This is a genomic window from Streptomyces pimonensis, assembly GCF_041380215.1.
Taxonomy (GTDB): domain Bacteria; phylum Actinomycetota; class Actinomycetes; order Streptomycetales; family Streptomycetaceae; genus Streptomyces; species Streptomyces pimonensis.
The window spans coordinates 45,569-68,554 of the sequence record NZ_JAHWZY010000020.1 but is presented as its reverse complement, the minus strand read 5'-3'; the positions used below and the strand labels follow the sequence as shown (position 1 = coordinate 68,554).

General features: G+C 72.8%; 19 protein-coding genes and 1 pseudogene. 10 read left to right on the top strand and 10 right to left on the bottom strand.

Translation table 11 applies throughout. The features are described 5' to 3' along the window. From KYY02_RS20815 to KYY02_RS20795, 5 genes are all read right to left on the bottom strand, one after another. Nucleotides 1-849: an ABC transporter ATP-binding protein gene (locus KYY02_RS20815; protein WP_371240033.1), complete on the bottom strand. Its 849-nt coding sequence runs from the start codon at nt 847-849 to the stop codon at nt 1-3. Next, nucleotides 846-1,898 (bottom strand): FecCD family ABC transporter permease, encoded by a 1,053-nt coding sequence (locus tag KYY02_RS20810; protein ID WP_371240031.1) that lies wholly within the window; start codon nt 1,896-1,898, stop codon nt 846-848. Before KYY02_RS20810 ends, KYY02_RS20815 begins: the two co-directional genes overlap by 4 nt. Next, nucleotides 1,895-2,938 (bottom strand): FecCD family ABC transporter permease, encoded by a 1,044-nt coding sequence (locus KYY02_RS20805; protein ID WP_371240029.1) that lies wholly within the window; start codon nt 2,936-2,938, stop codon nt 1,895-1,897. The genes KYY02_RS20810 and KYY02_RS20805 overlap by 4 nt, the downstream gene beginning before the upstream one ends. After that, nucleotides 2,935-3,984, bottom strand: a complete 1,050-nt coding sequence (locus KYY02_RS20800) for an iron-siderophore ABC transporter substrate-binding protein (RefSeq protein ID WP_371240027.1) — start codon at nt 3,982-3,984, stop codon at nt 2,935-2,937. Before KYY02_RS20800 ends, KYY02_RS20805 begins: the two co-directional genes overlap by 4 nt. Nucleotides 3,985-4,209: 225 nt before the next feature. Further along, a complete protein-coding gene (locus KYY02_RS20795) occupies nt 4,210-4,980 on the bottom strand; it encodes a helix-turn-helix transcriptional regulator (protein WP_371240025.1) in 771 nt (256 codons plus the stop codon). Nucleotides 4,981-5,158: 178 nt separating this feature from the next. Between KYY02_RS20795 and lplAB the strand changes: the two genes are divergently transcribed. From lplAB to KYY02_RS20780, 3 genes are all read left to right on the top strand, one after another. Continuing rightward, nucleotides 5,159-6,223 (top strand): lipoate-protein ligase LplAB, encoded by a 1,065-nt coding sequence (gene lplAB / locus KYY02_RS20790; RefSeq protein WP_371240109.1) that lies wholly within the window; start codon nt 5,159-5,161, stop codon nt 6,221-6,223. A 182-nt stretch (nt 6,224-6,405) separates the two neighbouring features. Then, nucleotides 6,406-7,071 carry a hypothetical protein gene (locus KYY02_RS20785; protein ID WP_371240023.1) on the top strand — a complete coding sequence of 222 codons (666 nt, stop codon included), beginning with the start codon at nt 6,406-6,408 and terminating at the stop codon, nt 7,069-7,071. A gap of 346 nt (nt 7,072-7,417) precedes the next feature. Continuing rightward, nucleotides 7,418-8,266, top strand: coding sequence for a CAP domain-containing protein (locus KYY02_RS20780; protein WP_371240021.1), 849 nt, complete (start codon nt 7,418-7,420; stop codon nt 8,264-8,266). A 111-nt stretch (nt 8,267-8,377) separates the two neighbouring features. On the opposite strand, the gene KYY02_RS20775 is transcribed toward KYY02_RS20780, so the two are convergent. The 4 genes from KYY02_RS20775 to KYY02_RS20760 are packed head-to-tail and all read right to left on the bottom strand — an operon-like array spanning nt 8,378 to nt 12,954. Continuing rightward, nucleotides 8,378-9,379, bottom strand: coding sequence for a TIGR03842 family LLM class F420-dependent oxidoreductase (locus KYY02_RS20775; protein WP_371240019.1), 1,002 nt, complete (start codon nt 9,377-9,379; stop codon nt 8,378-8,380). 11 nt (nt 9,380-9,390) lie between these two features. Continuing rightward, the gene (gene hydA, locus KYY02_RS20770) at nt 9,391-10,794 is read right to left on the bottom strand and encodes a dihydropyrimidinase (protein ID WP_371240017.1); all 1,404 of its coding nucleotides are present in this window, start codon (nt 10,792-10,794) and stop codon (nt 9,391-9,393) included. Between the two features lie 34 nt (nt 10,795-10,828). Then, entirely contained in the window at nt 10,829-12,115 is a 1,287-nt protein-coding gene (locus tag KYY02_RS20765; protein WP_371240015.1) for an aspartate aminotransferase family protein, read from the bottom strand. Beyond that, nucleotides 12,112-12,954 (bottom strand): nitrilase-related carbon-nitrogen hydrolase, encoded by an 843-nt coding sequence (locus KYY02_RS20760; protein WP_371240013.1) that lies wholly within the window; start codon nt 12,952-12,954, stop codon nt 12,112-12,114. The genes KYY02_RS20765 and KYY02_RS20760 overlap by 4 nt, the downstream gene beginning before the upstream one ends. 222 nt (nt 12,955-13,176) lie before the next feature. Here KYY02_RS20760 and KYY02_RS20755 point away from each other — a divergent pair. The 7 genes and pseudogenes from KYY02_RS20755 to KYY02_RS20725 all read left to right on the top strand — a co-directional run. Next, nucleotides 13,177-13,403: pseudogene (locus KYY02_RS20755) on the top strand (type I methionyl aminopeptidase); the annotation flags it as partial. Nucleotides 13,404-13,799: 396 nt separating this feature from the next. Continuing rightward, nucleotides 13,800-13,910, top strand: coding sequence for a keywimysin-related RiPP (locus tag KYY02_RS20750; protein ID WP_371240011.1), 111 nt, complete (start codon nt 13,800-13,802; stop codon nt 13,908-13,910). Nucleotides 13,911-13,935: 25 nt separating this feature from the next. Beyond that, nucleotides 13,936-15,807, top strand: coding sequence for a lasso peptide isopeptide bond-forming cyclase (locus KYY02_RS20745; protein WP_371240009.1), 1,872 nt, complete (start codon nt 13,936-13,938; stop codon nt 15,805-15,807). 49 nt (nt 15,808-15,856) lie between these two features. Continuing rightward, nucleotides 15,857-16,111 carry a lasso peptide biosynthesis PqqD family chaperone gene (locus tag KYY02_RS20740; protein ID WP_371240007.1) on the top strand — a complete coding sequence of 85 codons (255 nt, stop codon included), beginning with the start codon at nt 15,857-15,859 and terminating at the stop codon, nt 16,109-16,111. Beyond that, on the top strand, nt 16,108-16,545 hold the full coding sequence (locus KYY02_RS20735) for a lasso peptide biosynthesis B2 protein (protein WP_371240005.1): 438 nt from the start codon (nt 16,108-16,110) through the stop codon (nt 16,543-16,545). The genes KYY02_RS20740 and KYY02_RS20735 overlap by 4 nt, the downstream gene beginning before the upstream one ends. Beyond that, nucleotides 16,542-18,509 carry an ABC transporter ATP-binding protein gene (locus KYY02_RS20730; RefSeq protein ID WP_371240003.1) on the top strand — a complete coding sequence of 656 codons (1,968 nt, stop codon included), beginning with the start codon at nt 16,542-16,544 and terminating at the stop codon, nt 18,507-18,509. The genes KYY02_RS20735 and KYY02_RS20730 overlap by 4 nt, the downstream gene beginning before the upstream one ends. 98 nt (nt 18,510-18,607) lie before the next feature. Next, a complete protein-coding gene (locus KYY02_RS20725; protein ID WP_371240001.1) occupies nt 18,608-21,142 on the top strand; it encodes an ATP-dependent Clp protease ATP-binding subunit in 2,535 nt (844 codons plus the stop codon). Nucleotides 21,143-21,170: 28 nt separating this feature from the next. Here the strand turns inward: KYY02_RS20725 and ggt are convergent, their stop codons facing one another. Further along, nucleotides 21,171-22,979 carry a gamma-glutamyltransferase gene (gene ggt / locus KYY02_RS20720; protein ID WP_371239999.1) on the bottom strand — a complete coding sequence of 603 codons (1,809 nt, stop codon included), beginning with the start codon at nt 22,977-22,979 and terminating at the stop codon, nt 21,171-21,173. Nucleotides 22,980-22,986: the final 7 nt, after the last annotated feature.

Below are 22,986 nucleotides of genomic sequence, written 5' to 3'. Positions count from 1 at the left end.
TCAGCGACTCCTGGCCGCGTGCTGCGGGGACGCGGCTTCGGCGTCCGCGGACGTCGAGTGGTGGCGTCCGATCGGGAGGACGAGGGGCTTGCCCGAGACCGGGTCCTCGATGACGCGGCTGTCCATGCCGTACACGGCCCGGACGGTCTCCTCGGTCATCACTTCCTCGGGTGTTCCGGCGGCGTGCAGTCGCCCGGACGCCAGGGCTACCAGCCGATCAGCATAGCGGGCGGCCAGATTGAGGTCGTGCAGGACCATGACGATCGTGGTGCCGCGGGTCCGGTTGAGGTCGGTCAGCAGGTCGAGGACCTCGATCTGGTGGCTGATGTCGAGGAAGGTGGTGGGCTCGTCGAGCAGCAGCAGGTCGGTCTGCTGGGCCAGCGCCATCGCGATCCACACGCGCTGGCGCTGGCCGCCGGAGAGCTCGTCGACCGCCCGGTCCACCAGTTCCGTCGTCCGGGTGACCTCCAGCGCGGCGGCGACCGCGGCGTCGTCCTGCGCCGTCCAGCGGGAGAAGGCCCGCTGGTGGGGGTGGCGGCCCCGGCCGACCAGGTCGAGGACGGTGATGCCCTCGGGAGTGACCGGTGACTGCGGCAACAGGCCGAGGGTGCGGGCGAGTTCCTTGGCGGGGGTGCGGTGGACCTCCTTGCCGTCCAAAAGGACCCGGCCCGCACGCGGAACCAGCAGCCGGGACATCGAGCGCAGCAGTGTCGACTTGCCGCAGGCGTTGGCGCCGACGATCACCGTGATCCGTCCGGCCGCGAGAGTCAGGTCCAGGCCCTCGATGACGGCGCGGTCGCCGTAGCCGAGTGCGAGGTCCTCGGTGGCGAGGGTGTGGGACGCGGTCACAGTGAGCCTCCGGCCCTGTTGGTGCGGATGATCAGGTGGACGAGGTAGGGGGCGCCGAGGACGCCGGTGACGACGCCCACCGGGTAGCGGGTGTCGAAGGCGTACTGGCCGGTGAAGTCGGCGACCAGGACGAGCAGGGAGCCGACCAGGCCGGCGGGGACTAGCAGGGAGCCGCCGGCTCCGGTGATCCGGGCGGCGATCGGGCCGGAGAGGAACGCGACGAAGGCGATCGGTCCGGCCGCCGCCGTGGCGAACGCGATGAGCCCGACGGCGGCGACGATGACCGCGACGCGGGTGTGCTCGACGCGGACGCCGAGCGCGGAGGCCGTGTCGTCGCCCAGGCTCAGCGCGCTCAGGTTGCGGCCCTGGAACAGCAGCACCGGGGCGAGCACCAGCACGGCCAGGACGGTGGGCACGGTCTCCGCCCAGGTGGTGCCGTTGAGGCTGCCGGTGAGCCAGCGCATCGCCGCCTGGAGGTCCCACTCGCCGGCCCGGGAGAGGACGTAGGAGGTGACGCTGTCGAGCAGGGCGGCGATGCCGATGCCGATCAGGATGAGCCGGGTGCCGGCCACCCCGTCGCGGAAGGCGAGGACGTACACCAGCAGCGCCACCCCGAGCGCGGCGGTGATGGCCAGCACGGACACCTGGGTCTCGCTCAGCGAGAAGGTGACGATGGCGACGGCCGCCGCCGCGCTCGCGCCCGCGCTGATGCCGATGAGGTCGGGGCTGGCGAGCGGGTTGCGGAGCATCGTCTGGAAGGTGACACCGGCCATGCCGAAGGAGAATCCGGCGGTCAGGGCGAGCACCGCCCGCGGCAGCCGCAGCGTACCGACGGTGAAGGACGCGCCCGGCACCTGCTCGCCCATGACCACGCGCAGCACGTCGGAGGCCGGGTAGAAGGTGTGCCCGGCCATGAGCGAGGTGACGAAGGCGGCGGCGGCGAGGAGCAGCAGGACGCAGACGATCAGCCGGCGCCGGTACGCGCGGCGGACCCGGACGCGGGTGACCGTGCGCTGCGCCGGCGGGACGGTGTCGACGGGGGTGCTCACAGGGATCTGACCTTCTGCCGGCGGACGATGTGGATGAAGAAGGGGGCGCCGATGATCGCGGTCACGATGCCCACCTCGATCTCGGCCGGCCGGGCCACGACCCGGCCCACCACGTCGGCGACCGTCAGCAGGACGGCACCGCTGAGCGCGGAGAACGGCAGTGTCCACCGGTGGTCGACGCCGGCCAGCAGGCGGCAGGCGTGCGGTACGACGAGTCCGACGAAGGCGATCGGCCCGGCGACGGCGGTGGACGCGCCGCACAGCACGACCGCGCCGAGCGCGGCGACCGCCCGCACGAGGGCCACCCGCTCGCCGAGTCCGGCGGCCAGCTCGTCGCCCAGGGCGAGGGAGTTGAGGGCGCGGGCGGAGGCCAGACAGATGACGAAGCCGGCCGCGAGGAACGGCAGGACGCTGCCGAGCTGTGCGTAGGTGGCGCCGCCGACGCCGCCGATCTGCCACAGCCGGAAGGTGTCGGAGATGTCGTTGCGCGGCAGGACGACGGCGCTGACCAGCGAGGCGAGCGCGGCCGCGGTGGCGGCACCGGCGAGGGCCAGCTTCAGCGGGGTGGCGCCGCCGCGCCCCAGCGAGCCGACGGCGTACACGAACCCTGCGGTCACGGCCGCTCCGGTCATCGCCGCCCAGATGTATCCGGACACCGACGCCAGGCCGAAGTACGCGACGCCGGTGACCACGGCGAGCGAGGCGCCCATGTTGACGCCGAGGATGCCGGGATCTGCCAGCGGATTACGGGTGACGCCCTGCATGACCGCGCCGGAGAGACCGAGGGCGGCGCCCACGGTCACGGCGAGGAGGGTGCGCGGTACGCGGTTGGCGACCGCCGCCTCCTCCAGGGTGCCCTCCGCCCCGCCGAGCGCCGCCCAGACGTCGGTCCAGGCGACGACGCGGGAGCCGAAGGCGAGGGAGGCGGTCATCACGGCGAACAGGACCGCGACGACAACGAGGAGCCAGGTGACGCGCACGCGCGCCGGGCGCCGCAGCAGGGCGGTGTCCGGCGCGGGCGGGGTCTCGGTGACGGTCACGCTGCCTTGTCCGCGGCCTCGGCGAGCGCCTTCACGTAGTCCTCCAGGACGTACGGAATGGCCAGCGGGGTCGGGTTGGCGGCGGTGGCCAGCGGGGTGCTGCCGGGCAGCAGGTAGAGGGAACCCCGCTCGACGGCGGCCAGCTTGGAGGTGAGCGGGTCCTCCTCGAGGGCCTTCAGCAGTTCGCCCTTGTCGTCCCCGTAGCCGGTGATGACGTCGACGTCGTTGAAGTCGTCGATGTGCTCGGCGCTCTTGGTGAGGACGAACTTCTTGGTCGACTCGGACGGCCCGGAGACGCTGGCGGGGATCTTCATACCGAGGTCGGTGAAGAACTGGGTGCGGGTGTCGTGGGTGGTGTAGAAGCCGACCTGGCTGACGTTCTTGGACGACACGTGCGTCATGAACATCGCCGTCTTCCCCTTTATCCGGGGGTACTTGGCGGCGGTCTTCTCGATCTGCCCCTCGAGGTCGGCGATCAGTTCGTCGCCCTCGTCGGCCAGTCCGATGGCCTTGCTGTTGAAGCGGATGATGTCGCGCCACGGGGTCGCCCAGGGGGCCTCGGGGTAGGCCACGACGGGGGCGATCCGGCTGAGGGTCTCGTAGTCCTGCTCGGTCAGTCCGGAGTACGAGGCGAGGATGACGTCGGGCCTGGTGTCGGCGACGGCCTCGAAGTCGATGCCGTCGGTCTCGTCGAACAGGACGGGTGTCCTGGCGCCGAGTTCCTCGAGCCGCTCCTCGGTCCAGGGCAGCACGCCGTCGCCGTCGTCGTCGCCGAAGTTGGCCTTGGCCATGCCCACGGGGACGACGCCGAGGGCGAGCGGGACCTCGTCGTTGGCCCAGTTCACGGTGGCGACGCGCTTCGGCTCGTCGGGGATGACCGTGGTGCCGAGAGCGTGCTTGATCGTCACCGGGAACTGGCCGGAACCCTTGGCGCCGGCACCGGCGGTGCCGCTGTCGTCATGGGTGTCGCCGGACCCGCCGCAGGCGGTGAGTCCGAACAGGAGGGCCGCCGCGAGGGCGATCGCGCGAAGGCGTGGGGTTCTCATCGACCGTGTTCCACTTTCGGTCCGGGGTGCCGGAGCCCACACCTGCGGACCGGAACCGGGGGCCGCGGGTTGTGGAGCGGGGCACCAGACTTGCTACAGCAAGTTAGGTAAGGCTTGCCTGAACAGCGTATGGAGTGGAAGCGCGCCGATCAATCGAGCTTTCTCGACAGCCCTTGTAGCGATCGGGACACGGAGCGGTGCGCGCTCCCCGGTGCGACGGGCCCGTCAGCGCGCCCGGAACCTGCCGGGAGTCATGCCGGTCGTCCGCCGGAACGCGGCCCCGAAGGCGCTCGCCGAGCGGTAGCCGACCGCGTCGGCCACCACGTCGACCTCGAAGCCGAGGGAGAGCAGGTGCACGGCGTGCTGGGCCCGCACCGAGGCGACCCAGCGGGCGAAGCTCGTGCCCGTCTCGCTCCGGAACGCGCGGGTGATCGTGCGGGCGCTGCACCCGAGGGCGGTGGCCCAGCCGGTCAGCGTGCGCTGGTCGGCGGGATCGGCCCGGACGACGTCCACGATCGGCCGCAGCAGCGCGGAGGTGGGCAGGTGCACCAGCAGCGCCCGGGGCGACGGGCGCAGGACGTCGAGCACCATCGCCTCGGCCACTGCCCTGGAGCGCGGCGGCAGGTCGGTTTCCCCGAGCCGCTCCAGAAGCAGCCGGAGCAGAGGGGTGATCTCCACGGCCACCGGCTCGTCGGGCAGTGCCGACCGTGTGCCGTGCCGGAAGAAGTGGGCGCGGTAGGAGGTCCCGGCGACCGCGGAGGCGGAGTGCAACTGCCCCGCCGGCATCCACAGCCCCAGCGTCGGCGTGATGCACCACACCTGGGAACCGACCACGGCGGTGGACGTGCCGTACTCGTTCCAGAGGAGTTCGTGCCAGGGGTGCGAGTGCTCGTTCCACGTGGTGTCGGCGGCGACGACCTCCTCGTACCCCTGGATCACGAAGGGCACGTCCCCCTCACCCGCGGCGAGTGCCGGCAGGTTCCTGATGACACGCATGCCATTCAGGCTAACCGGCGCTCCTCCCGCGCCGGCCGCCGGTCAGGAGGCGGGAACGGTCGCGAAGGCCCTGGTCAGGGCGGTGATGGCGGTGTCCACGACCACGCTGTGCGCGCCCGCGGGGAACATCACCGCCCCCGTCGGTGTTTGCCCCGGCGGTAGAACGAAAGGCGGAGCGGTGCACGGTGAGTACAAGGTTCCCGGCGGCAAATTGGTCGTCGTGGACGTGGACGTGGAGGACGGCGTGCTGCGCCGCGCGCGTGTGGCGGGCGACTTCTTCCTGGAACCCGACGAGGCGCTGGACGCCGTGAACCGTGCCCTGGACGGCGCCCCCGCCGACACCGACGCCGTCGGCCTGGCCGCGCGGATCGACGCGGCCCTCCCCGAGGGGACCGTGATGTACGGGCTCACCCCGGAGGGGGTCGGCATCGCGGTGCGCCGCGCGCTCGCGCACGCCACCGACTGGGCCGACTACGACTGGCAGGTGATCCACGCGGGTCCGCAGCCCCCCGCCCTGCACATGGCGCTGGACGAGGTGCTGACCGCCGAGGTCGCCGCGGGCCGGCGTCCGCCGACGCTGCGGGTGTGGGAGTGGGGAGCCCCCGCAGTGATCATCGGAAGCTTCCAGTCCCTGCGCAACGAGGTCGACGCCGAGGGCGCCCGGCGGCACGGCGTCGAGGTGGTGCGCCGGATCTCCGGCGGCGGCGCGATGTTCGTGGAACCCGGCAACACCATCACGTACTCGCTGTCGGTGCCGGAGGCGCTGGTGCAGGGGCTGTCGTTCCAGGACAGCTACGCCTACCTCGACGACTGGGTGCTCGGCGCACTCGGCGACATGGGCATCAAGGCCTGGTACCAACCCCTGAACGACATCGCCACCGAGGCCGGCAAGATTGCCGGTGCGGCCCAGAAGCGCGTGGTCGGCCCCGATGGCGGCCCTGGAGCCGTCCTCCACCACGTGACGATGTCCTACGACATCGACGCCGACAAGATGCTCGAGGTGCTCCGCATCGGCAAGGAGAAGATGTCCGACAAGGGCACCAGGAGCGCCAAGAAGCGGGTCGACCCGCTCCGCCGGCAGACGGGCCTCGCGCGGGAGCAGGTCATCGAGAACATGGTCGCCTCCTTCCGCAACCGCTACGGGCTGACCACCGGCGAAGTCACGGCGGAGGAGACGGCCCGCGCGGAGGAACTGGTGCGGACGAAGTTCGCCACCGAGGAGTGGACCGCGCGCGTGCCCTGACGGACGCAAATCACCTCTTCACGGGGATAATTGAGACAAGACGGCACAGCGGACGGTACGCCCCCGTCACCGCTCCCCTACGGAGCGAGTTGGCCCTTTCCGCACCACGACGATGCGTGTGACACTGACGTCCCGTCCGCTGTGCGGACTCCCTCCGCACCGTCCCCCACGAAGAGTGCGCCGTGCGTTCCTTTCCTCTGCCGGTCGCCCTGACCGCGCGCCTGTCCCCGGTCATCGTCCTCGCCGCGGCCGGCTGGGCACTGTCCTCCGGCCCGACGGACGCCCCGCAGGAGGCCGCGGACCAGCCGGCCGGGAAGACGGAGACCCCCTCCCCCTCCGTCCCTTCGCAGACGCAGGCGGTGAAGACGTACGACGCCGCGCCGGCGCCGTGCGGCAGCGTCGCCGAGGAGACCGTCGAGTCCCTTGTCCCGGGCGCCAAGGCGACCGGCAAGGAGATACCGTCCACGGACCCGGATCTGCGCCGCACCTGTTCCTGGAACGCGCTCAAGGGCTACGAGTACCGCTGGCTCGACGTCTCCTTCGAGGTGCTGGACTCGGACGAGGCGGCGGAACGGTCCTACCGGGGGCGGGTGGAGGACAGGAGCGGCGGGGGCGCGGTCCCCGGGCTCGGGGACGCGGCGTACTCCGTCGTGGACCTCACCACCGAGGACAAGCAGCAGACGCGTGAGGGCGTGGTGGTGGCCCGCGCCTCCAACGCCCTGGTGATCGTGACGTACAACGGCAGCGACTTCGAGTCGAAGGAGGCGCCGGGCACGGACGAGATCAACAAGGGCGCCATCAAGGCCGCGAAAGAGGCGGTGGCGGCGCTGGAGAAGGGACGGAATTGATTATTCCGTGACATCCGTCACTGCTGTCGACGATCTGCGCGGGTCGCTTAGTAGAAACCGCCCCGCCGACATGGGGGACTTGTCCGTCTTGCCGTGAATGCGGGAAGGGGCGGGGCGGGGGGCGTCCGGACGGGAGGCCGACGGCCGCCGCCTCTTCACGGCGGGAGGCTTTCTGACGGGACGGCAGGCGTCCCGAAGGTCCCGCCTCGGACCGGGTGGCACGCCCTCCGGCCCGCCGCAAGCCCCCCGCGGGTCTACGAAGCACGGTAGTAAGAGAACTCTTTGCGTCCGGTGCCGGAACCTCCCGAGAATGACCAGCCTCCGGACAGCAGAGGTGAGGTCACGCATGGGAAAGCATCGTCATCAGAAGCAGTACCGGCGGACGGTCGTCGCGGCGGTCGCCATGGGCGTCATAGGCATACCCTCGGTCGCCATGGCCTGTACGGACTGGTCCGGTGACGGACAGGGGCGGGGCCGGGACACGGCGTCCGGCTCCGAGGGCAGGTGGGGCGGCCCCGACTGGTACAGCCAGTGGAGCGGTCGGCAGCACGGCGAGTCCACCGCCCTGCCGTCGCACACGCCGATCCCCACCGCGAGCGCCTCGAAGTCCGGCACGCCGGAGCGCAGCGACACGGAGCCGTCGCACGAGCCCGGGACGAAGGTCCCCGAGGCAGCCGCCTCCAGGCCCACGACCGCGACCCCGAAGCCCACCACACCCGCCCCGAAGCCCACGACCGCGACCCCGAAGCCCACCACACCCGCCCCGAAGCCCACCGCCACCGCGCCGAGCCCGGCCGCGACGGACGCCGCCCGTGCCTCCGGAGCCGTCGCCGAGGTCGTGGAGCTCGTCAACGCCGAGCGCGCCAAGGCCGGTTGCTCCCCGGTGAAGGCGAACTCCACCCTGGCCAGGGCCGCGCAGGACCACAGCGAGGACATGGCGGCGAGCGGCACCATGTCGCACACCGGCTCGGACGGCTCCTCACCCGGCGACCGCATCACCCGCGCCGGCTACAGCTGGAGCACCTACGGCGAGAACGTCGCCTACGGCTACTCCACCCCCGAGCAGGTGATGACCGGCTGGATGAACAGTCCCGGCCACAGGGAGAACATCCTGAACTGCGGGTTCAAGGAGATCGGTGTCGGTCTCGCGCAGCCCGGCTCCTACTGGACCCAGGACTTCGGCACGGCACGGTAGCCCTCCGTACGCTCACGCGCGCCGGTGGCCCGCCATCGGCGCGACGTACCCGACGAGCGACGCCGCGGGACCCACCGCCCGGCCGTAGTCCGCTTCGGGAAGGGGCACCGGTCAGCGGCCGAGCGCCGGGATGATCTCCGCGCCGTACGCGTCGATCGTCGTCTCCTGCGCGTCGTGCATGTCGTACACGGCGAACTGGTCCACGCCCAGCTCGCGCAGCGCCCGCAGCTTCTCGATGTGCGCCCCGGGCGGGCCGAGCAGGCAGAACCGGTCGACGATCTCGTCGGGGACGAAGTCCGCGGACGGGTTTCCGGCCCGCCCGTGGTGGCTGTAGTCGTAGCCGCGCCGTCCCTTGATGTACGAGGTCAGCGCCTCGGGGACCAGGCCGGAGCGCTCGCCGTAGCGGGCGACCAGGTCGGCGACGTGGTTGCCGACCATGCCGCCGAACCAGCGGCACTGTTCGCGGGCGTGCGCCAGGTCGTCGCCGACGTACGCCGGGGCGGCGACGCAGACGGTGACGGACGCCGGGTCGCGTCCCGCCTCCACGGCCGCGGCGCGTACGGCCTTCACCATCCACTCGGTCAGGTACGGGTCGGCGAGCTGGAGGATGAAGCCGTCGGCCTTGCGCCCGGCGAGAGCGAGCGCCCTGGGCCCGTACGCGGCCATCCAGACGGGCAGCTTCCCGTCGCTCACCCACGGGATCCGCAGCGGCTCTCCGTCGACCTCGGCCTCGCGTCCTTCGGCGAGGTCGCGGATCGCGTCGATCGCCTCACCGAGGCGGGCCAGGGTGTCGGGCCTGCGCCCGGCGACGCGCATCGCGGAGTCGCCGCGGCCGATGCCGCAGACGGTGCGGTTGCCGAACATGTCGTTGAGGGTGGCGAAGGTGGAGGCGGTGACCTCCCAGGCACGGGTGCCCGGATTGGTGACCATCGGGCCGACCTTCAGTGTCGTGGTGCCGGCCAGGATCCGGCTGTAGATCACGAAGGGTTCCTGCCACAGCACGGCGGAGTCGAAGGTCCAGCCGTGGGTGAAGCCGCTCCGCTCGGCGCGTTTCATCAGGCTGACGACCCTCGAGGCCGGCGGGTCGGTCTGCAGGACGAGTCCGAAGTCCATGCGCGGCTCTCCTAGGTGAGGTACTGGCAGGTGGACCGCGGGGTGTAGACGCCGTGTCCGGCGCGCCCGGTGTACTCCCGGTCGGTGACGACGGGGACACCGCGCGAGAGGACGGTCTCGACGCGGCCGGTGACCCGCTTGCCCTCGTAGGCCGAGTAGTCGACGTTCATGTGGTGGGCGCCGGCGGAGATGACCTGCTCGGCGTGCGGGTCGTAGACGACGACGTCGGCGTCGGAGCCGGGCGCGATGGTGCCCTTCTTCGGGTACAGGCCGAACATCCTGGCCGGGGTGGCGCAGGCGATCTCGATCCAGCGGCGGCGGGAGATGTGCCCGTCGAGGACGGCCTGGTGGAGCAGGTCCATGCGGTTCTCCACGCCGGGGAGACCGTTGGGGATCCTGGAGAAGTCGCCCCGGCCGAGCTCCTTCTGACCCGCGAAGCAGAAGGGGCAGTGGTCGGTGGAGACCACCTGGAGGTCGTTGGTGCGCAGGCCCCGCCACAGCGCGGCCTGGTGCTCCTTCGGCCTCAGCGGGGTGCTGCACACGTACTTGGCGCCCTCGAAACCCGGCTCGGCGAGGTTGTCTGCGGAGAGGAACAGGTACTGCGGGCAGGTCTCGCCGAAGACGTTCAGTCCCTCGTCGCGGGCCCGCGCCAGCTCGGCGACCGCCTCCGCCGCGGAGACGTGCACGACGTACAGCGGGGCGCCCGCGACCTGGGCGAGCCGGATGGCGCGATGGGTGGCCTCGGCCTCCAGGAGGGCCTTGCGGACCTCGCCGTGGAAGCGCGGGGCGGTCTCGCCGCGGGCGAGGGCCTGTTCGACGAGCACGTCGATGGCGATGCCGTTCTCGGCGTGCATCATGATCAGCCCGCCGTTCCCGGCGGAGCGCTGCATGGCGCGCAGGATCTGGCCGTCGTCGGAGTAGAAGACCCCCGGATACGCCATGAACTGCTTGAACGAGGTGACCCCCTCTTCCACCAGGAGGTCCATCTCCTTCAGCGTCCCGGCGTTGACGTCCGAGACGATCATGTGGAAGCCGTAGTCGACCGCGCAGTTCCCCTCGGCCTTGGCGTGCCAGGCGTCCAGGCCCTGGCGCAGGGACCGGCCGACGCCCTGCACGGCGAAGTCGACGACCGTGGTCGTCCCGCCCCAGGCGGCTGCCCGGGTTCCGGTCTCGAAGGTGTCGGAGGCGGAGGTGCCGCCGAACGGCAGCTCCATGTGGGTGTGGGCGTCGACCCCGCCCGGGATGACGTACTTGCCGGTGGCGTCGACGGTCCGGTCGGCGGTGAAGGCGTCGGCGGCCGGGGTGCCGGAGGCGGCGAGGGCGGCGATGCGGCCGCCCTCGATCAGGACGTCGGCGTGGATCTCGTCGGAGGCGGTGATGACCAGGCCACCACGGATGACGGTACGGCTGCTCATGGTGCTCCCTCTCTACGAGCCCTACGGGCCGGTGCTACATCGTGCTCCTCAGGGCGCGCTCGAGGATCGCGGCGCCCTCCCCGGCCTCCGCGACGTTGAGGGACAGCGGCGGGGCGATGCGCAGGACGCTGGTGTCGTGGCCGCCGCCCTTGCCGATGAGCAGACCGCCCGCGCGGGCCGCCTCCAGGACGGCGGACGCGGCTGCCGGATCGGCCTCGTCGGTGCCGGGCTTCGTCAGCTCGATGCCGATCATCAGCCCGCGCCCGCGCACCTCGCGTACGGCGGGGACCTGGGCGGCGGCGGCCCGCAGCCGCTCGATGAGCATGCCGCCGACCCGGCGGGCGTTGCCCTGGAGGTCGTGCTCCAGCAGGTAGGTGAGGTTGGCCAGGCCGGCCGCCATGGTGATCTGGGTGCCGCCGAACGTCGAGATGCTGTTGGCGTCCAGGCAGTTCATGATCTCCGCGCGGGCGACGACCCCGCCGATGGACATGCCGTTGCCGATGCCCTTGGCGAAGGTCAGCATGTCGGGCGGCCCGCTGCGGCTGTGCGCCTGCCAGCCCCAGAAGTGCTCGCCGATGCGGCCCCAGCCGGTCTGTACCTCGTCGGAGATCCACAGCACGCCCCGCTCGTGCAGCACCTCGCGGAAGGCCGCGTACAGTCCGTCGGGCGGCGAGGTGAAGCCTCCGACGCCCTGGATCGGCTCGGCGATCAGCGCGGCGGGCGGGCGGATGTGGCCGAGGACGTCCTTGAGGTCGTCGACGCAGGCCGCGACGAAGTCGTAGTCGTCGAGCGCGGCGAACGGGCCCCGGGTGCGCACGCCGCCGTGGACGTAGTGCGTCTGGAGCGGGGAGAGCGAGGTCGGGGACCAGCCGCGGTTGCCGGTGACGCCGACCGAGCCGAAGGAGCGGCCGTGGTAGCTGTTGCGCATGGCCAGGACCGTGTTGCTGCGCCGGTAGGCGGTGGCGAGCAGCAGGGCGGTGTCGTTGGCCTCGGTGCCGGAGGTGGTGAAGAACACCCGGGCGTCCGGGATGCCGCTCAACTGGGCGATGCGTTCGGCGAGTTCCACCATCTGCCGGTTGAGGTAGAGGGTGGAGGAGTGGACGATCCGCCCGGCCTGGTCGCTCACCGCCTTGGTGACCTCGGGCAGGGCGTGGGCGGTCATGGTGGTGAGGATGCCGCCGAAGAAGTCGAGGTAGCGGTTGCCGTCGGAGTCCCAGACGTGGCGCCCTTCGCCGTGGGTGATCTCGATGGGCTCCTCGTAGTAGAGGGCGAGCCAGTCGGGGAGCACGCACCGGTGGCGGCCCAGCAGGTCGTCGGTCACGGCCGCACCAGCCCCTCGTAGGCGTCGGGGCGGCGGTCGCGGTAGAAGGCCCACTGCTGCCGCACTTCATCGATGAGGTCGAAGTCCAGGTCACGGACCACGAGTTCCTCCTTGCTGTCGCTGGCGACATCGCCGACGAACTGCCCGCGCGGGTCGACGAAGTACGAGGTGCCGTAGAAGTCGTTGTCGCCGTACTCCTCCACGCCCACCCGGTTGATGGCGGCGACGAAGTACTCGTTCGCGACGGCCGCCGCCGGCTGCTCCAGCCGCCACAGGTGGGACGAGAGGCCGCGGTGCGTGGCGGACGGGTTGTAGACCAGCTGGGCGCCGTTGATGCCGAGTTGCCGCCAGCCCTCCGGGAAGTGACGGTCGTAGCAGATGTAGACGCCGACCTTGCCGACGGCGGTGTCGAAGACCGGCCAGCCGAGGTTGCCGGGCCGGAAGTAGAACTTCTCCCAGAAGCCCTCGACCTGCGGGATGTGGTGCTTGCGGTACTTGCCGAGGACGGTGCCGTCGGCGTCGATCACGGCGGCGGTGTTGTAGTAGAAGCCCGACTGCTCGACCTCGAACACCGGCACGACGATCACCATGCCGGTCTCGCGGGCCAGTTCCCGCGTCCGGCGGACGGTCGGCCCGTCGGGCACGGGTTCGGCCCAGCGGTAGTGCTCGGGGTCCTGGACCTGGCAGAAGTAGGGGGCGTTGAACACCTCCTGGAAACCGATGACCTTCACGCCCCGCCGGGCCGCCTCGCGGGCGTGCTCCTCGTGTTTCGCCAGCATGGACTCGGTGTCCCCGGTCCAGGTGGCCTGGACCAGAGCGGCACGTACGACGTTGGCCATGAGCTGCTCCTTCGACGCGACGTCAGAGCCTCTACGCCGTAGAGAGGACCGTAGAGGGACGAACGTAAGCCTCTCGGGCGGCCTTGCCAAGACCATCGTCGTGAACCCGCTGGGTCGATCGTGTTTCAGCACTCCGGTGGGTGAGCCCACCGCAGCCGGGCGGCGACCGTCGCTTCCGGCGTCGTCGGGGCGCAAAGCCCCGCCGGGTCGTCCGTCGACAGGCCGGGCGTGCCGGACGAGGGCCGTCCGGGGCGGGGTATGCCGCTGCGGCACGGCATGGTGTTCGCGATCGAGTCCCTGCCGGTCGCGGGCGGCACCGGCACGTACCGCACCGCCCGGACGGCTGGACCCTGCGCACGGACGACGGCACCCGCGCGACCCCCGTGGAACACACGGCGGCCGTCACGGACGCGGGTCACCGGGTCCTGACGGCCCGCCGAACCATGTGAGAGCGCCCTTCGCTCCTTCGTCCGCATCAAAACGGAGGGGCGCGGTACGCGCCGGAGGACCGTGAACGCGCCCCGGCGGCTCCCCCCTTCCCCCTTCCCTCAGGACCGGCGTGCCGGGCGGGCGGTCCACCACCGAAGCCGAGGTGGGAAGGTTCTTTCGCGCAGAGGTCCGAGCGGGTCGCCCTCCCTCACGCCGCCGGACCGGACGCCACGGGCCGGCCCACAAGTGGAATCGTCAGGCACTTTCATACGGTCATACTTTTTCGGATCTCCTTGTCCTGCCCGGCAGTTCTGCCGCTAGCTGGTTCCCGCACCGCTCCCCGCCCCGGGCTCCCGATGGGCCACGGGCACGTCGACCGGAGGAGCGGGCCGAGCAACCAGCACACGAGGAGAGTCATGAAGAAGGCATACGAAGCGCCGACCCTCGTCCGCCTCGGTATGTTCCGCAAGGAGACCGGGCTCCTGGGCCGGTCCGGCAACGACCGGCTGATCCTGAGCAAGAACTGACGGACGACGGTACCGCCCCGACGTCATGACACCACTGCACGCGAGTGCGGGGACGGGCCCCGGCGAGGCGCACTTCGCGGTCCTCACCGACCGCGAGGAGGCGGCCGCCGCGGCCCGCTCCCTCGCCCGGCCCGGCTGCCGGACCGTGGACCACCCCTCGGGCCGGCCCTGGCTGGTCGGCCACTGGCGCGACGACGAGGCCGTCACCGCGCGCGCTGGTGACACCGCCCTGGCGGTCATCGGCTGCTGCCCCGTGGAAGCGGACGAACTGCGGCACCGGGCGGCCCGGCTGCGCGACCTCGCCGAGGTCGACGCGCTGGCCCGTTCCCTGCCGGGCAGTTTCCACCTGGTGGCCGCCCTCGACGGGAGGATCCGGGTCCAGGGCACCGCCTCCGGCCTCCGGCTGGTCTTCCACGCGGAGGTCGCCGGCACCCGGGTCGCCGCCAGCCGGGCCGACGTGCTCGCCGACGCCCTCGGCCTCGACCCCGACCCCGCGGAACTGGCCGTCCGGCTGCTGTGGCCCGCCCCCTATCCGCTGTACGAGACGTCCCCGTGGCCCGCGGTCACCGCCGTGCCCCCGCAGGAGGCGGTGGTCGTCGCGGCGGACGGGCGCGGCGCACGGCACACACGCTGGTGGACGCCGCCCGAACCGGTCGTACCGCTGGTGGAGGCGGCCGGCCCGGTCCGTGCGGCGCTCCAGGACGCCGTCGACGCGCGGACCCGGCGGGGCGGCACGGTCAGCTGCGACCTGTCCGGCGGGCTGGACTCCACCTCCGTCTGCTTCCTCGCCGACCGCTCCCCCGCCCGCGTGGTGGCCTCCACGTGGCCGGGACGCGACCCGGCGGACACCGACCTGCACTGGGCCGAGCAGGCCGCGAGGCACCTCCCGGACGTCGAGCACGTGGTCTGGGACGCCGACGCCTCGCCGCTGGTCTACGACGGCCTGCTGGACATCGACGACGTCCTCGACGAACCCACCATCGGCGTCATGGACCGCTCCCGGGCCCTGCGCCACCTTCCGGGACTCGCCGCGCGCGGCAGCCGCGTCCATCTGACCGGCATCGGCGGCGACCACGTGGCCTGGTGCTCCGAGGCGTACTACCACCGGCTGCTGCGCACCCGCCCGCTGCACGCGCTGCGGCAGCTGCGCGGCTTCCGGGCCCTGTGGCAGTGGCCGCTCGGCGGCACGGTCCGCGCGCTGGCCGACACACGGCCGTACGGGAAGTGGCTCGCCGGCGCCACCGGCCGGCTGCGTGAACCGGCGGCCGCGTCGTCCGTCGCCACGGGACTCGGCTGGGGCATGGCCCCGCGCCTGTTCGACTGGGTGACCGCCGACGCCGAGCGGCTGGCGCGGCGGGCGCTGCTCGACGCCGCCGCGACGGCGTCCCCGCTGCATCCCGACCGGGGCATGCACGCGGACCTGGAGCAGATCCGCTCCACCACGCGTGTCATCCGGCAGTGGGACCACATGGCGGCCCGCACCGGTCTGCCCATGGCCTCTCCCTTCTTCGACGACCGGGTCGTCGAGGCGTTCCTCGCCGTGCGCCCGGCCGAGCGCGTCACGCCCTTCCGGTACAAGCCGGTGCTGACCGCCGCGATGAGCGGGGTGGTTCCCGAGCCGTGCCTGCGCAGGACGAACAAGGCCACGGCCTCCATGGACGCCGCCGACGGACTGCGCGAGAACCGTGCCGACCTGCTGGCGCTGTGGGAGGACTCCCGGCTGGAACGGCTCGGTCTGGTGGACGGCGCCGAGCTGCGCCGCCTCGCCCGGCGGCCGGCCTCCCCCGGGCTGTCCGACGCCGTCCTCTACTCGACGATCGCCGCCGAGGTGTGGCTGCGCGGGCGCGCCCGCAGCCGCGGCGGCTCCCCCGCCCGTACCGGCCCCCGTGTCCCGTAGCCCCCACGCGTGCCGCAAGGCCCCGCCCGCGGCGCAGAAAGGCGATGTCATGCCCCTGCGTTTCGACGCCCGCGTCTCCACCGCCGAGACCGACTACGGAACGGTGCTCCTGGACGAACAAGCTGGAACGTACTGGGAGTTGAACCCCACCGCCACGCTGGTGGTGCGGACCCTGCTGGACGGCGGCGAGGTCGCCGACGCGGCCGCCGCGCTGGTCCGCGAGTTCGACGTCGAGCGGGCGCAGGCCCTGCGGGACGTCGAGGCGCTCGTCGGTGACCTGTGCGCGGCGGGACTGGCCTCATGACGACCCCCAGCGCGCTGGAACGCCCCGCCGGTGTGCCGCTCGGACTGCGTCTGGCCGCCCGGCTGGTCCTGGTGCCCGCCGCCGTGCTCGCCCTGCTGCCGCCGCGCCGCATCCGCGTCGTGCTGCACCTGCTGCGGCGCGGCGCGGCGCCCGCCACCACCGTCCAGGCGCAGGCCGCGCGCGACGCCCTGTGCGCGGTCAGTCTGCGCTGCACCGGTCCGAAGGGGTGTCTGCCCCGTTCCCTGGGCGCCACGCTGCTGTGCCGGCTGCGGGGGACGTGGCCGACCTGGTGCGCCGGGGTCCGGGTCGTGCCGCCCTTCGCCGCGCACGCCTGGATCGAGGCCGAGGGCCGCCCGGTCGGCGAGGGCGTGCCCGACGGCTACTTCGCCCGGTTGGTCTCCGTCGAACCGCCCTCCCGCCCACCGGTCCGATGACCGGCCGTCCCGTCCCCGACGGCCCGGCCACCGACCGCCCCGCCGGCCCGCCGGCCACCGGCCGCCCCGCCCCCGACGGACCGACGGCCGACGCCCCCGCGTCCCCCGGCCGGCCCACGCGTACCGGGCCGCGGAACGGATCCGCCGGCTCCCCGGAGTCGTCGGGCGAGGACCGGTCCACCCGGACGGCGCTCCGTACGCTCCACCGCCTCACCGCCGGACACCGTCGGGCCATCGGCCTGGCGGTCCTGCTGACCCTCGCGGGCTCCGCCCTCGGGCTGGCCCAGCCGCTCGTCGCCCGGCAGGCCGTGGACGCGAGCGGCCGCGGACAGGTCGTCTGGCCGCTGCTGGGGCTGCTCGGCGCGCTGTTCGCCGCCGAGGCCGTGACCGGCTCGGTGGGCCGGTTCCTCCTGGAGCGCATGGGCGAGGGCGTCGTACGACAGCTCCGGCTCGGCCTGGTCGACCGGCTGCTCCGGCTGGAGATGCGCGCGTACGACCGCCACCGCGGCGGCGACCTCGTCTCGCGCGTCACCACCGACACGACCCTCTTGCGCGAGGCCGTCTCCCAGGCCCTGGCCGACCTGGTGACCGGGAGCATCGTCGCCGCCGGGGCGCTCCTGCTGATGGCGTGGCTCGACCCCTTCCTGCTGCTTCTCGTGGCCCTGACCGTGGCCGTCGCGGCCGGTGTCGTCACCTCGCTGCTCAAGGCGATCCGGTGCGCCTCGGAGCGTATGCAGTACGCGATCGGCGCCGTCGCCGCCGACCTGGAGCGGGCGCTGGGCGCCCTGCCCATGGTCCGGGTGCACCGCGCCGAGGCCCGGGAGTCGGCCCGGGTGGGGGCCCGGGTGGAGGAGGCCCACGACGCGGGCGTGCGCACCGCGAAGCTCGCCTCCGTGATGAGCCCCGCCGTCGAACTCGCCGTCCAGGGCTCCTTCCTCCTCGTCCTCGTCGTCGGCGGCCTGCGCGCGGGCGGGCGGTCCGGCTCCCTGGGCGACCTCGTCGCCTTCCTGCTGTACGCCTCGTACCTCGTCCTGCCGCTGTCCTCCGTGTTCCACGCGGTGGGCCAGATCCAGCGCGGCATGGGCGCCCACCGGCGGGTCGAGCAGGTGATGCGCCTTCCCGTCGAGTCCACCGGTCCTGCCGTCGCACGGGTGCGCGCCCGGCCCCGTCCCAAAGCGCCGGGCGCCGGCGAGCAGCCCGCGCTCGCCCTGGACGGCGTCCACTTCGGCTACGAACCGCACCGGCCGGTGCTGCGCGGCGTGTCCTTCGCCGTGGCCCCGCGTCGGCAGGTCGCTTTGGTGGGCCCCTCGGGTGCCGGGAAGAGCACCGTCTTCGCGCTGGTCGCGGGCTTCTACGAGCCGGATGCGGGCGCCGTGCTCTTCGACGGCCGGCCGGCCGTCGAACTCGGCCGTGACGCGTGCCGGCGCCGTATCGCCGTCGTGGACCAGAACACCCACGTCGTGCACGGCACCCTGCGGGAGAACATCGCCTACGCCGTGCCCGACGCCCCGGAGACGGAGCTGAGGCGGGTGGTGGAGCTGGCCCGGCTCGAGGAGGTCGTCGACCGGCTGCCCGGCGGCCTGGACGCCGTGGTCGGCGAGCGCGGGGGCACCCTCTCGGGCGGCGAACGCCAGCGCGTGGCGCTGGCCCGGGCCCTGCTCGCCCGTCCCTCGCTGCTGCTGCTCGACGAGCCGACCTCCCACCTGGACTCGATCAACGAGGCGGCGCTGACCACGGTGATGAAGGACATGGCCCGGGAGCGCGCCCTGCTGGTCGTCGCCCACCGTCTGTCCACGGTGCGGCACGCCGACCACATCGTCGTCCTGGACCGGGGCCGCACGGTCGGCCAGGGGCGGCACGAGGAACTGCTCGCCGCGAACCCCCTCTACCGGAAGCTGGCCGCGAGCCAGATGCTGCGGCCGGGCGACCACCGGTCCGCGGGACGCGCCCCGTCGCCCTCCTGACATGCCCGCGGGTACGGATCGTGCCATCGTGGGCATGAGCGAGCCCCGACCGGGTTACCCGGCCCCGGCACGTCGACCCAGCGAAGGAACGGATGACGATGACGAGTGGTTTCATCGGCCCGGAGGGCGACCCCTTCGCGGAATTCCTCGCCCGCTTCTTCGGCGGACAACGACCCCGCCAGATCGACATCGGCCGGCTCCTCAGCCAGCCCGCCCGGGAACTGGTGCGCGGCGCCGCCCAGTACGCCGCCGAGCACGGCAGCCGTGACCTGGACACCCAGCACCTCCTGCGCGCCGCCCTCTCCGCCGAGCCGACCCGGAGCCTGCTCAGCCGGTCCGGCGCGGACCCCGACTCCCTGGCGTCCCAGATCGACGACCGGTCCGGTCCCGTCCAGCACGGCCCGGGCGAGGCCCCGCCGCCCACCTCGCTCTCCCTGACGCCCGCCGTCAAGCGGGCCCTGCTGGACGCCCACGAGATGGCCCGGACGAGCGGCGCCGGCTACATCGGCCCCGAGCACGTGCTCAGCGCCCTCGCCGCCAACCCCGACTCGGCCGCCGGTCACATCCTCAACGCGGCCAGGTACGCCCCCTCCGGCTCCCCGGAGGCGCCGGAGGCCCCGCCCGCCCGTGCCGAACGCCCCCGTCCCGCGACCGGCACGCCGACCCTCGACAAGTACGGCCGTGACCTCACCGAGTTCGCCCGCGAGGGCCGCGTCGACCCGGTGATCGGACGCGACGACGAGATCGAGCAGACCGTCGAGGTGCTCTCCCGGCGCGGCAAGAACAACCCGGTGCTGATCGGCGACGCGGGCGTCGGCAAGACCGCCGTCGTGGAGGGACTGGCCCAGCGGATCGCCGAGGGGGACGTGCCCGACGTGCTTCTCGGACGGCGCGTGGTCTCCCTGGACCTGACGGCGGTCGTCGCCGGGACCCGCTACCGGGGCGACTTCGAGGAGCGGATGAACAACATCGTCGAGGAGATCCGCTCCCACTCCGACCGGCTGATCATCTTCATCGACGAGCTGCACACCGTCGTCGGCGCCGGGGGCGGGGGCGAGGGCGGCTCGATGGACGCCGGCAACATCCTCAAGCCGGCCCTCGCCCGCGGCGAGCTGCACATCGTGGGCGCGACCACGCTGGAGGAGTACCGCCGGATCGAGAAGGACGCGGCGCTGGCCCGCCGCTTCCAGCCGATCATGGTGCCGGAGCCGACGCCCGCGGACGCGATCGAGATCCTGCGCGGCCTGCGGGACCGGTACGAGGCCCACCACCAGGTCCGCTACACCGACGAGGCGCTGGTGGCGGCCGTGGAGCTGTCCGACCGCTATCTGAGCGATCGCCGGCTGCCGGACAAGGCCATCGACCTGATCGACCAGGCCGGCGCCCGGGTACGGCTGCGGGCCCGGACCAAGGGCACGGACGTACGGGCCATGGAGCGCGAGGTCGAGCAGCTGACCTGCGACAAGGACCAGGCGGTCGCCGACGAGCAGTACGAGAGGGCCATGCAGCTGCGGGACCGCATCGTGGAGCTGAAGCAGCGGATCGCGGACACCGGCGGCGGCGGCGAGGTCGACGAGGGGCAGAGCCTGTGGGTGGACGCCGAGGCGATCGCCGAGGTGGTGGCCCGGCAGACGGGCATCCCGGTCAGCCGCCTCACAGAGGAGGAGAAGGACCGGCTGCTGGGTCTGGAACAGCACCTGCACCAGCGGGTCGTCGGCCAGGAGGAGGCGGTGCGCGTCGTGTCGGACGCGGTGCTGCGCTCCCGCGCGGGGCTCGCCAGTCCCGACCGGCCGATCGGCAGCTTCCTGTTCCTCGGGCCGACGGGCGTCGGCAAGACGGAGCTGGCGCGGGCGCTCGCCGAGGCGCTGTTCGGCAGCGAGGACCGGATGGTGCGGCTCGACATGAGCGAGTACCAGGAGCGGCACACGGTCAGCAGGCTGGTGGGCGCCCCGCCCGGCTACGTGGGGCACGAGGAGGCCGGGCAGCTCACCGAGGTGGTGCGCCGGCACCCGTACTCGCTGCTGCTGCTCGACGAGGTGGAGAAGGCGCATCCGGACGTCTTCAACGTCCTGCTCCAGGTCCTCGACGACGGCCGGCTGACCGACTCGCAGGGCCGGACGGTGGACTTCACCAACACCGTGATCGTGATGACCAGCAATCTCGGTTCCGAGGCGATCACCCGGCGCGGCGCGACCCTGGGGTTCGCGTCCGGCGGCGCGGACGCGGACGAGGAGGCGCGGCGCGAGCAGATCCTGCGGCCGCTGCGGGAGCACTTCCGGCCCGAGTTCCTCAACCGGATCGACGAGATCGTCGTGTTCCGCCAGCTGACCGCCGAGGAACTGCGGCGGATCACCGACCTGCTGCTGGAGAGCACCCGGCGCCGGCTGAAGGGCCAGGACATCACGGCCGACTTCACCGATGCCGCCGTGGACTGGCTGGCCGAGCACGGGTACCAGCCGGAGTACGGCGCCCGGCCGCTGCGCCGCACCATCCAGCGGGAGGTCGACAACCAGCTGTCGCGGCTGCTCCTGGACGGCCGGGTCCGGCAGGGCGGCCGGGTGACGGTGGACACACAGGACGGGCGCCTGACGTTCCGCACGCAGGAGCGGGGGACACCGGCGCCCGAACTGTGAGCGGGGGAGGGCGGCTTTCCCCGCGTGTCTAGCGCGTCGGACGTACCACCATCGCCGAGCCGCCGCCCCTTCTGACCTTCTCGGCCGCCGCGAGCCACCGGCCGTCCGGCAGCCGCTGGACGGCCGTGGCCGCGCCGATCTCCGGGTTCTCCCGGAAGGAGTGCCCGATGGCCTCCAGCCGCTGCCTGGTCCCGCTGTCGTACAGGCCGGGTTCGAGGTCCGTCTGCGCCGTGTTGCGCTGGCTGGCGCGCGGGGCGGCGATGGCGTCGGCCAGGGGCAGTCCGCGGTCGAGGAAGCCGGTGAGGGTCTGCAGCACGGTGGTGATGATGGTCGAGCCGCCGGGCGAGCCGAGCGCCACCACGGGCCGGTCGTACCGGTCGAGCACGATCGTCGGCGAGATGGACGACCGGGGCCGCTTGCCGGGGCCGGGCAGGTTCGGGTCGTGGACGGCCGGGTTCGCGGGGGCGAAGGAGAAGTCCGTCAGCTCGTTGTTGAGCAGGAACCCGCGGCCGGGCACGGTGATGCCGCTGCCGCCGGTCTGCTCGATGGTGAGGGTGTAGGCGACGACGTTGCCCCACCGGTCGGCGGTGGTGAGGTGCGTGGTGTTCTCGCCCTCGTACGTCGTCGGGGCGGCTTCGCCGCCCGTCGCGCAGGGCTCGGGGTTCCGGGGGTCGCCGGGGGCGAGGGGGCTGGTGAGGACGGTGTCGTCCTCGATGAGGCACGCGCGTGAGTCGGCGAACCGCTGGGAGAGCAGTTCCCTCGTCGGCACGTCCTCGAAGGCGGGGTCGCCGACCCAGCGCCCCCGGTCCGCGAACGCGATGCGGCTCGCCTCGATGAAGCGGTGCAGGTACCGGACGTCGTCCGCGTCGGAGAGGTCGGTGCGTTCCAGGATGTTGAGCGCCTCGCCGACCGTGGTCCCGCCGGAGGAGGAGGGCGCGACGGAGTAGACGTCCAGGCCGCGGTACGAGGTCCTCGTGGGCGGCCGGTACTCGACGCGGTAGGCGGCGAGGTCGCGTTCGGACAGCTCGCCGGGGCGGGCGTTCCAGCCGGAGCCGGGGTCCACGGGCGGCTTGTCGACCGTCCGCACGATGTCCCGGCCGATGTCGCCCCGGTACAGGGCGTCGACGCCCTCACGGCGCAACTCCTTGTAGGTGCGGGCCAGATCGGGGTTCTTGAAGGTGGAGCCGACGACCGGGAGTTCGCCGCCCGGGAGGAACAGCCCGGCGGTGTCGGGGAAGTGGCGGAAGCGGGACTCGTTGGCGGCGGTCTGCGCGCGGAAGGTCTCGTCGACCGTGAAGCCGTCGCGGGCGAGGCGTTCGGCGGGCTTCAGGACCGTGCTCAGGTCGCGCTCGCCCCACTTGTCGAGCGCGCGCTGCCAGGTGGCGGGCGTGCCGGGGGTGCCGACCCCGAGTCCGCTGCTGACGGCTTCGGCGAACGGGATCGGCTCGCCGCTCTCCAGGAACAGTCCGGAGTCGGCGGTCAGCGGAGCCGTCTCGCGGCCGTCGAGGGTGTGCACGGTGCGGGAGCGGGCGTCGTAGTAGACGAAGTAGCCGCCTCCGCCGACGCCGGCCGAGTAGGGCTCGGTGACGCCGAGCGCGGCGGCCGTGGCGACGGCCGCGTCGACGGCGTTGCCGCCCTTCCTCAGGACCTCGATCCCGGCCGCTGAGGCGTCGGCGTCGACGCTGGAGACCGCGCCGCCGTGGCCGACGGCCACCGGCGTCTTGGGCGTGTGCCGGGAGGGCGCCTCGTGCGGGGCGGACGGCGGGGCCGCCCCCACCGACAGTACGGCGGCACCGACCGCCAGGAGTGCGAAATTCCGTGCGACAGGACGACGCATCCGTACC

Bases quoted from the DNA above. Each gene is read 5' to 3' on its own strand.
- KYY02_RS20800 (WP_371240027.1), bottom strand. From the start codon at position 3,984: ATGAGAACCCCACGCCTTCGCGCGATCGCCCTCGCGGCGGCCCTCCTG.
- KYY02_RS20795 (WP_371240025.1), bottom strand. From the start codon at position 4,980: ATGCGTGTCATCAGGAACCTGCCGGCACTCGCCGCGGGTGAGGGGGAC.
- KYY02_RS20780 (WP_371240021.1), top strand. From the start codon at position 7,418: ATGGGAAAGCATCGTCATCAGAAGCAGTACCGGCGGACGGTCGTCGCG.
- KYY02_RS20775 (WP_371240019.1), bottom strand. From the start codon at position 9,379: ATGGACTTCGGACTCGTCCTGCAGACCGACCCGCCGGCCTCGAGGGTC.
- hydA (WP_371240017.1), bottom strand. From the start codon at position 10,794: ATGAGCAGCCGTACCGTCATCCGTGGTGGCCTGGTCATCACCGCCTCC.
- KYY02_RS20760 (WP_371240013.1), bottom strand. From the start codon at position 12,954: ATGGCCAACGTCGTACGTGCCGCTCTGGTCCAGGCCACCTGGACCGGG.
- KYY02_RS20750 (WP_371240011.1), top strand. From the start codon at position 13,800: ATGAAGAAGGCATACGAAGCGCCGACCCTCGTCCGCCTCGGTATGTTC.
- KYY02_RS20745 (WP_371240009.1), top strand. From the start codon at position 13,936: ATGACACCACTGCACGCGAGTGCGGGGACGGGCCCCGGCGAGGCGCAC.
- KYY02_RS20740 (WP_371240007.1), top strand. From the start codon at position 15,857: ATGCCCCTGCGTTTCGACGCCCGCGTCTCCACCGCCGAGACCGACTAC.
- KYY02_RS20735 (WP_371240005.1), top strand. From the start codon at position 16,108: ATGACGACCCCCAGCGCGCTGGAACGCCCCGCCGGTGTGCCGCTCGGA.
- KYY02_RS20730 (WP_371240003.1), top strand. From the start codon at position 16,542: ATGACCGGCCGTCCCGTCCCCGACGGCCCGGCCACCGACCGCCCCGCC.
- KYY02_RS20725 (WP_371240001.1), top strand. From the start codon at position 18,608: ATGACGAGTGGTTTCATCGGCCCGGAGGGCGACCCCTTCGCGGAATTC.
- ggt (WP_371239999.1), bottom strand. From the start codon at position 22,979: ATGCGTCGTCCTGTCGCACGGAATTTCGCACTCCTGGCGGTCGGTGCC.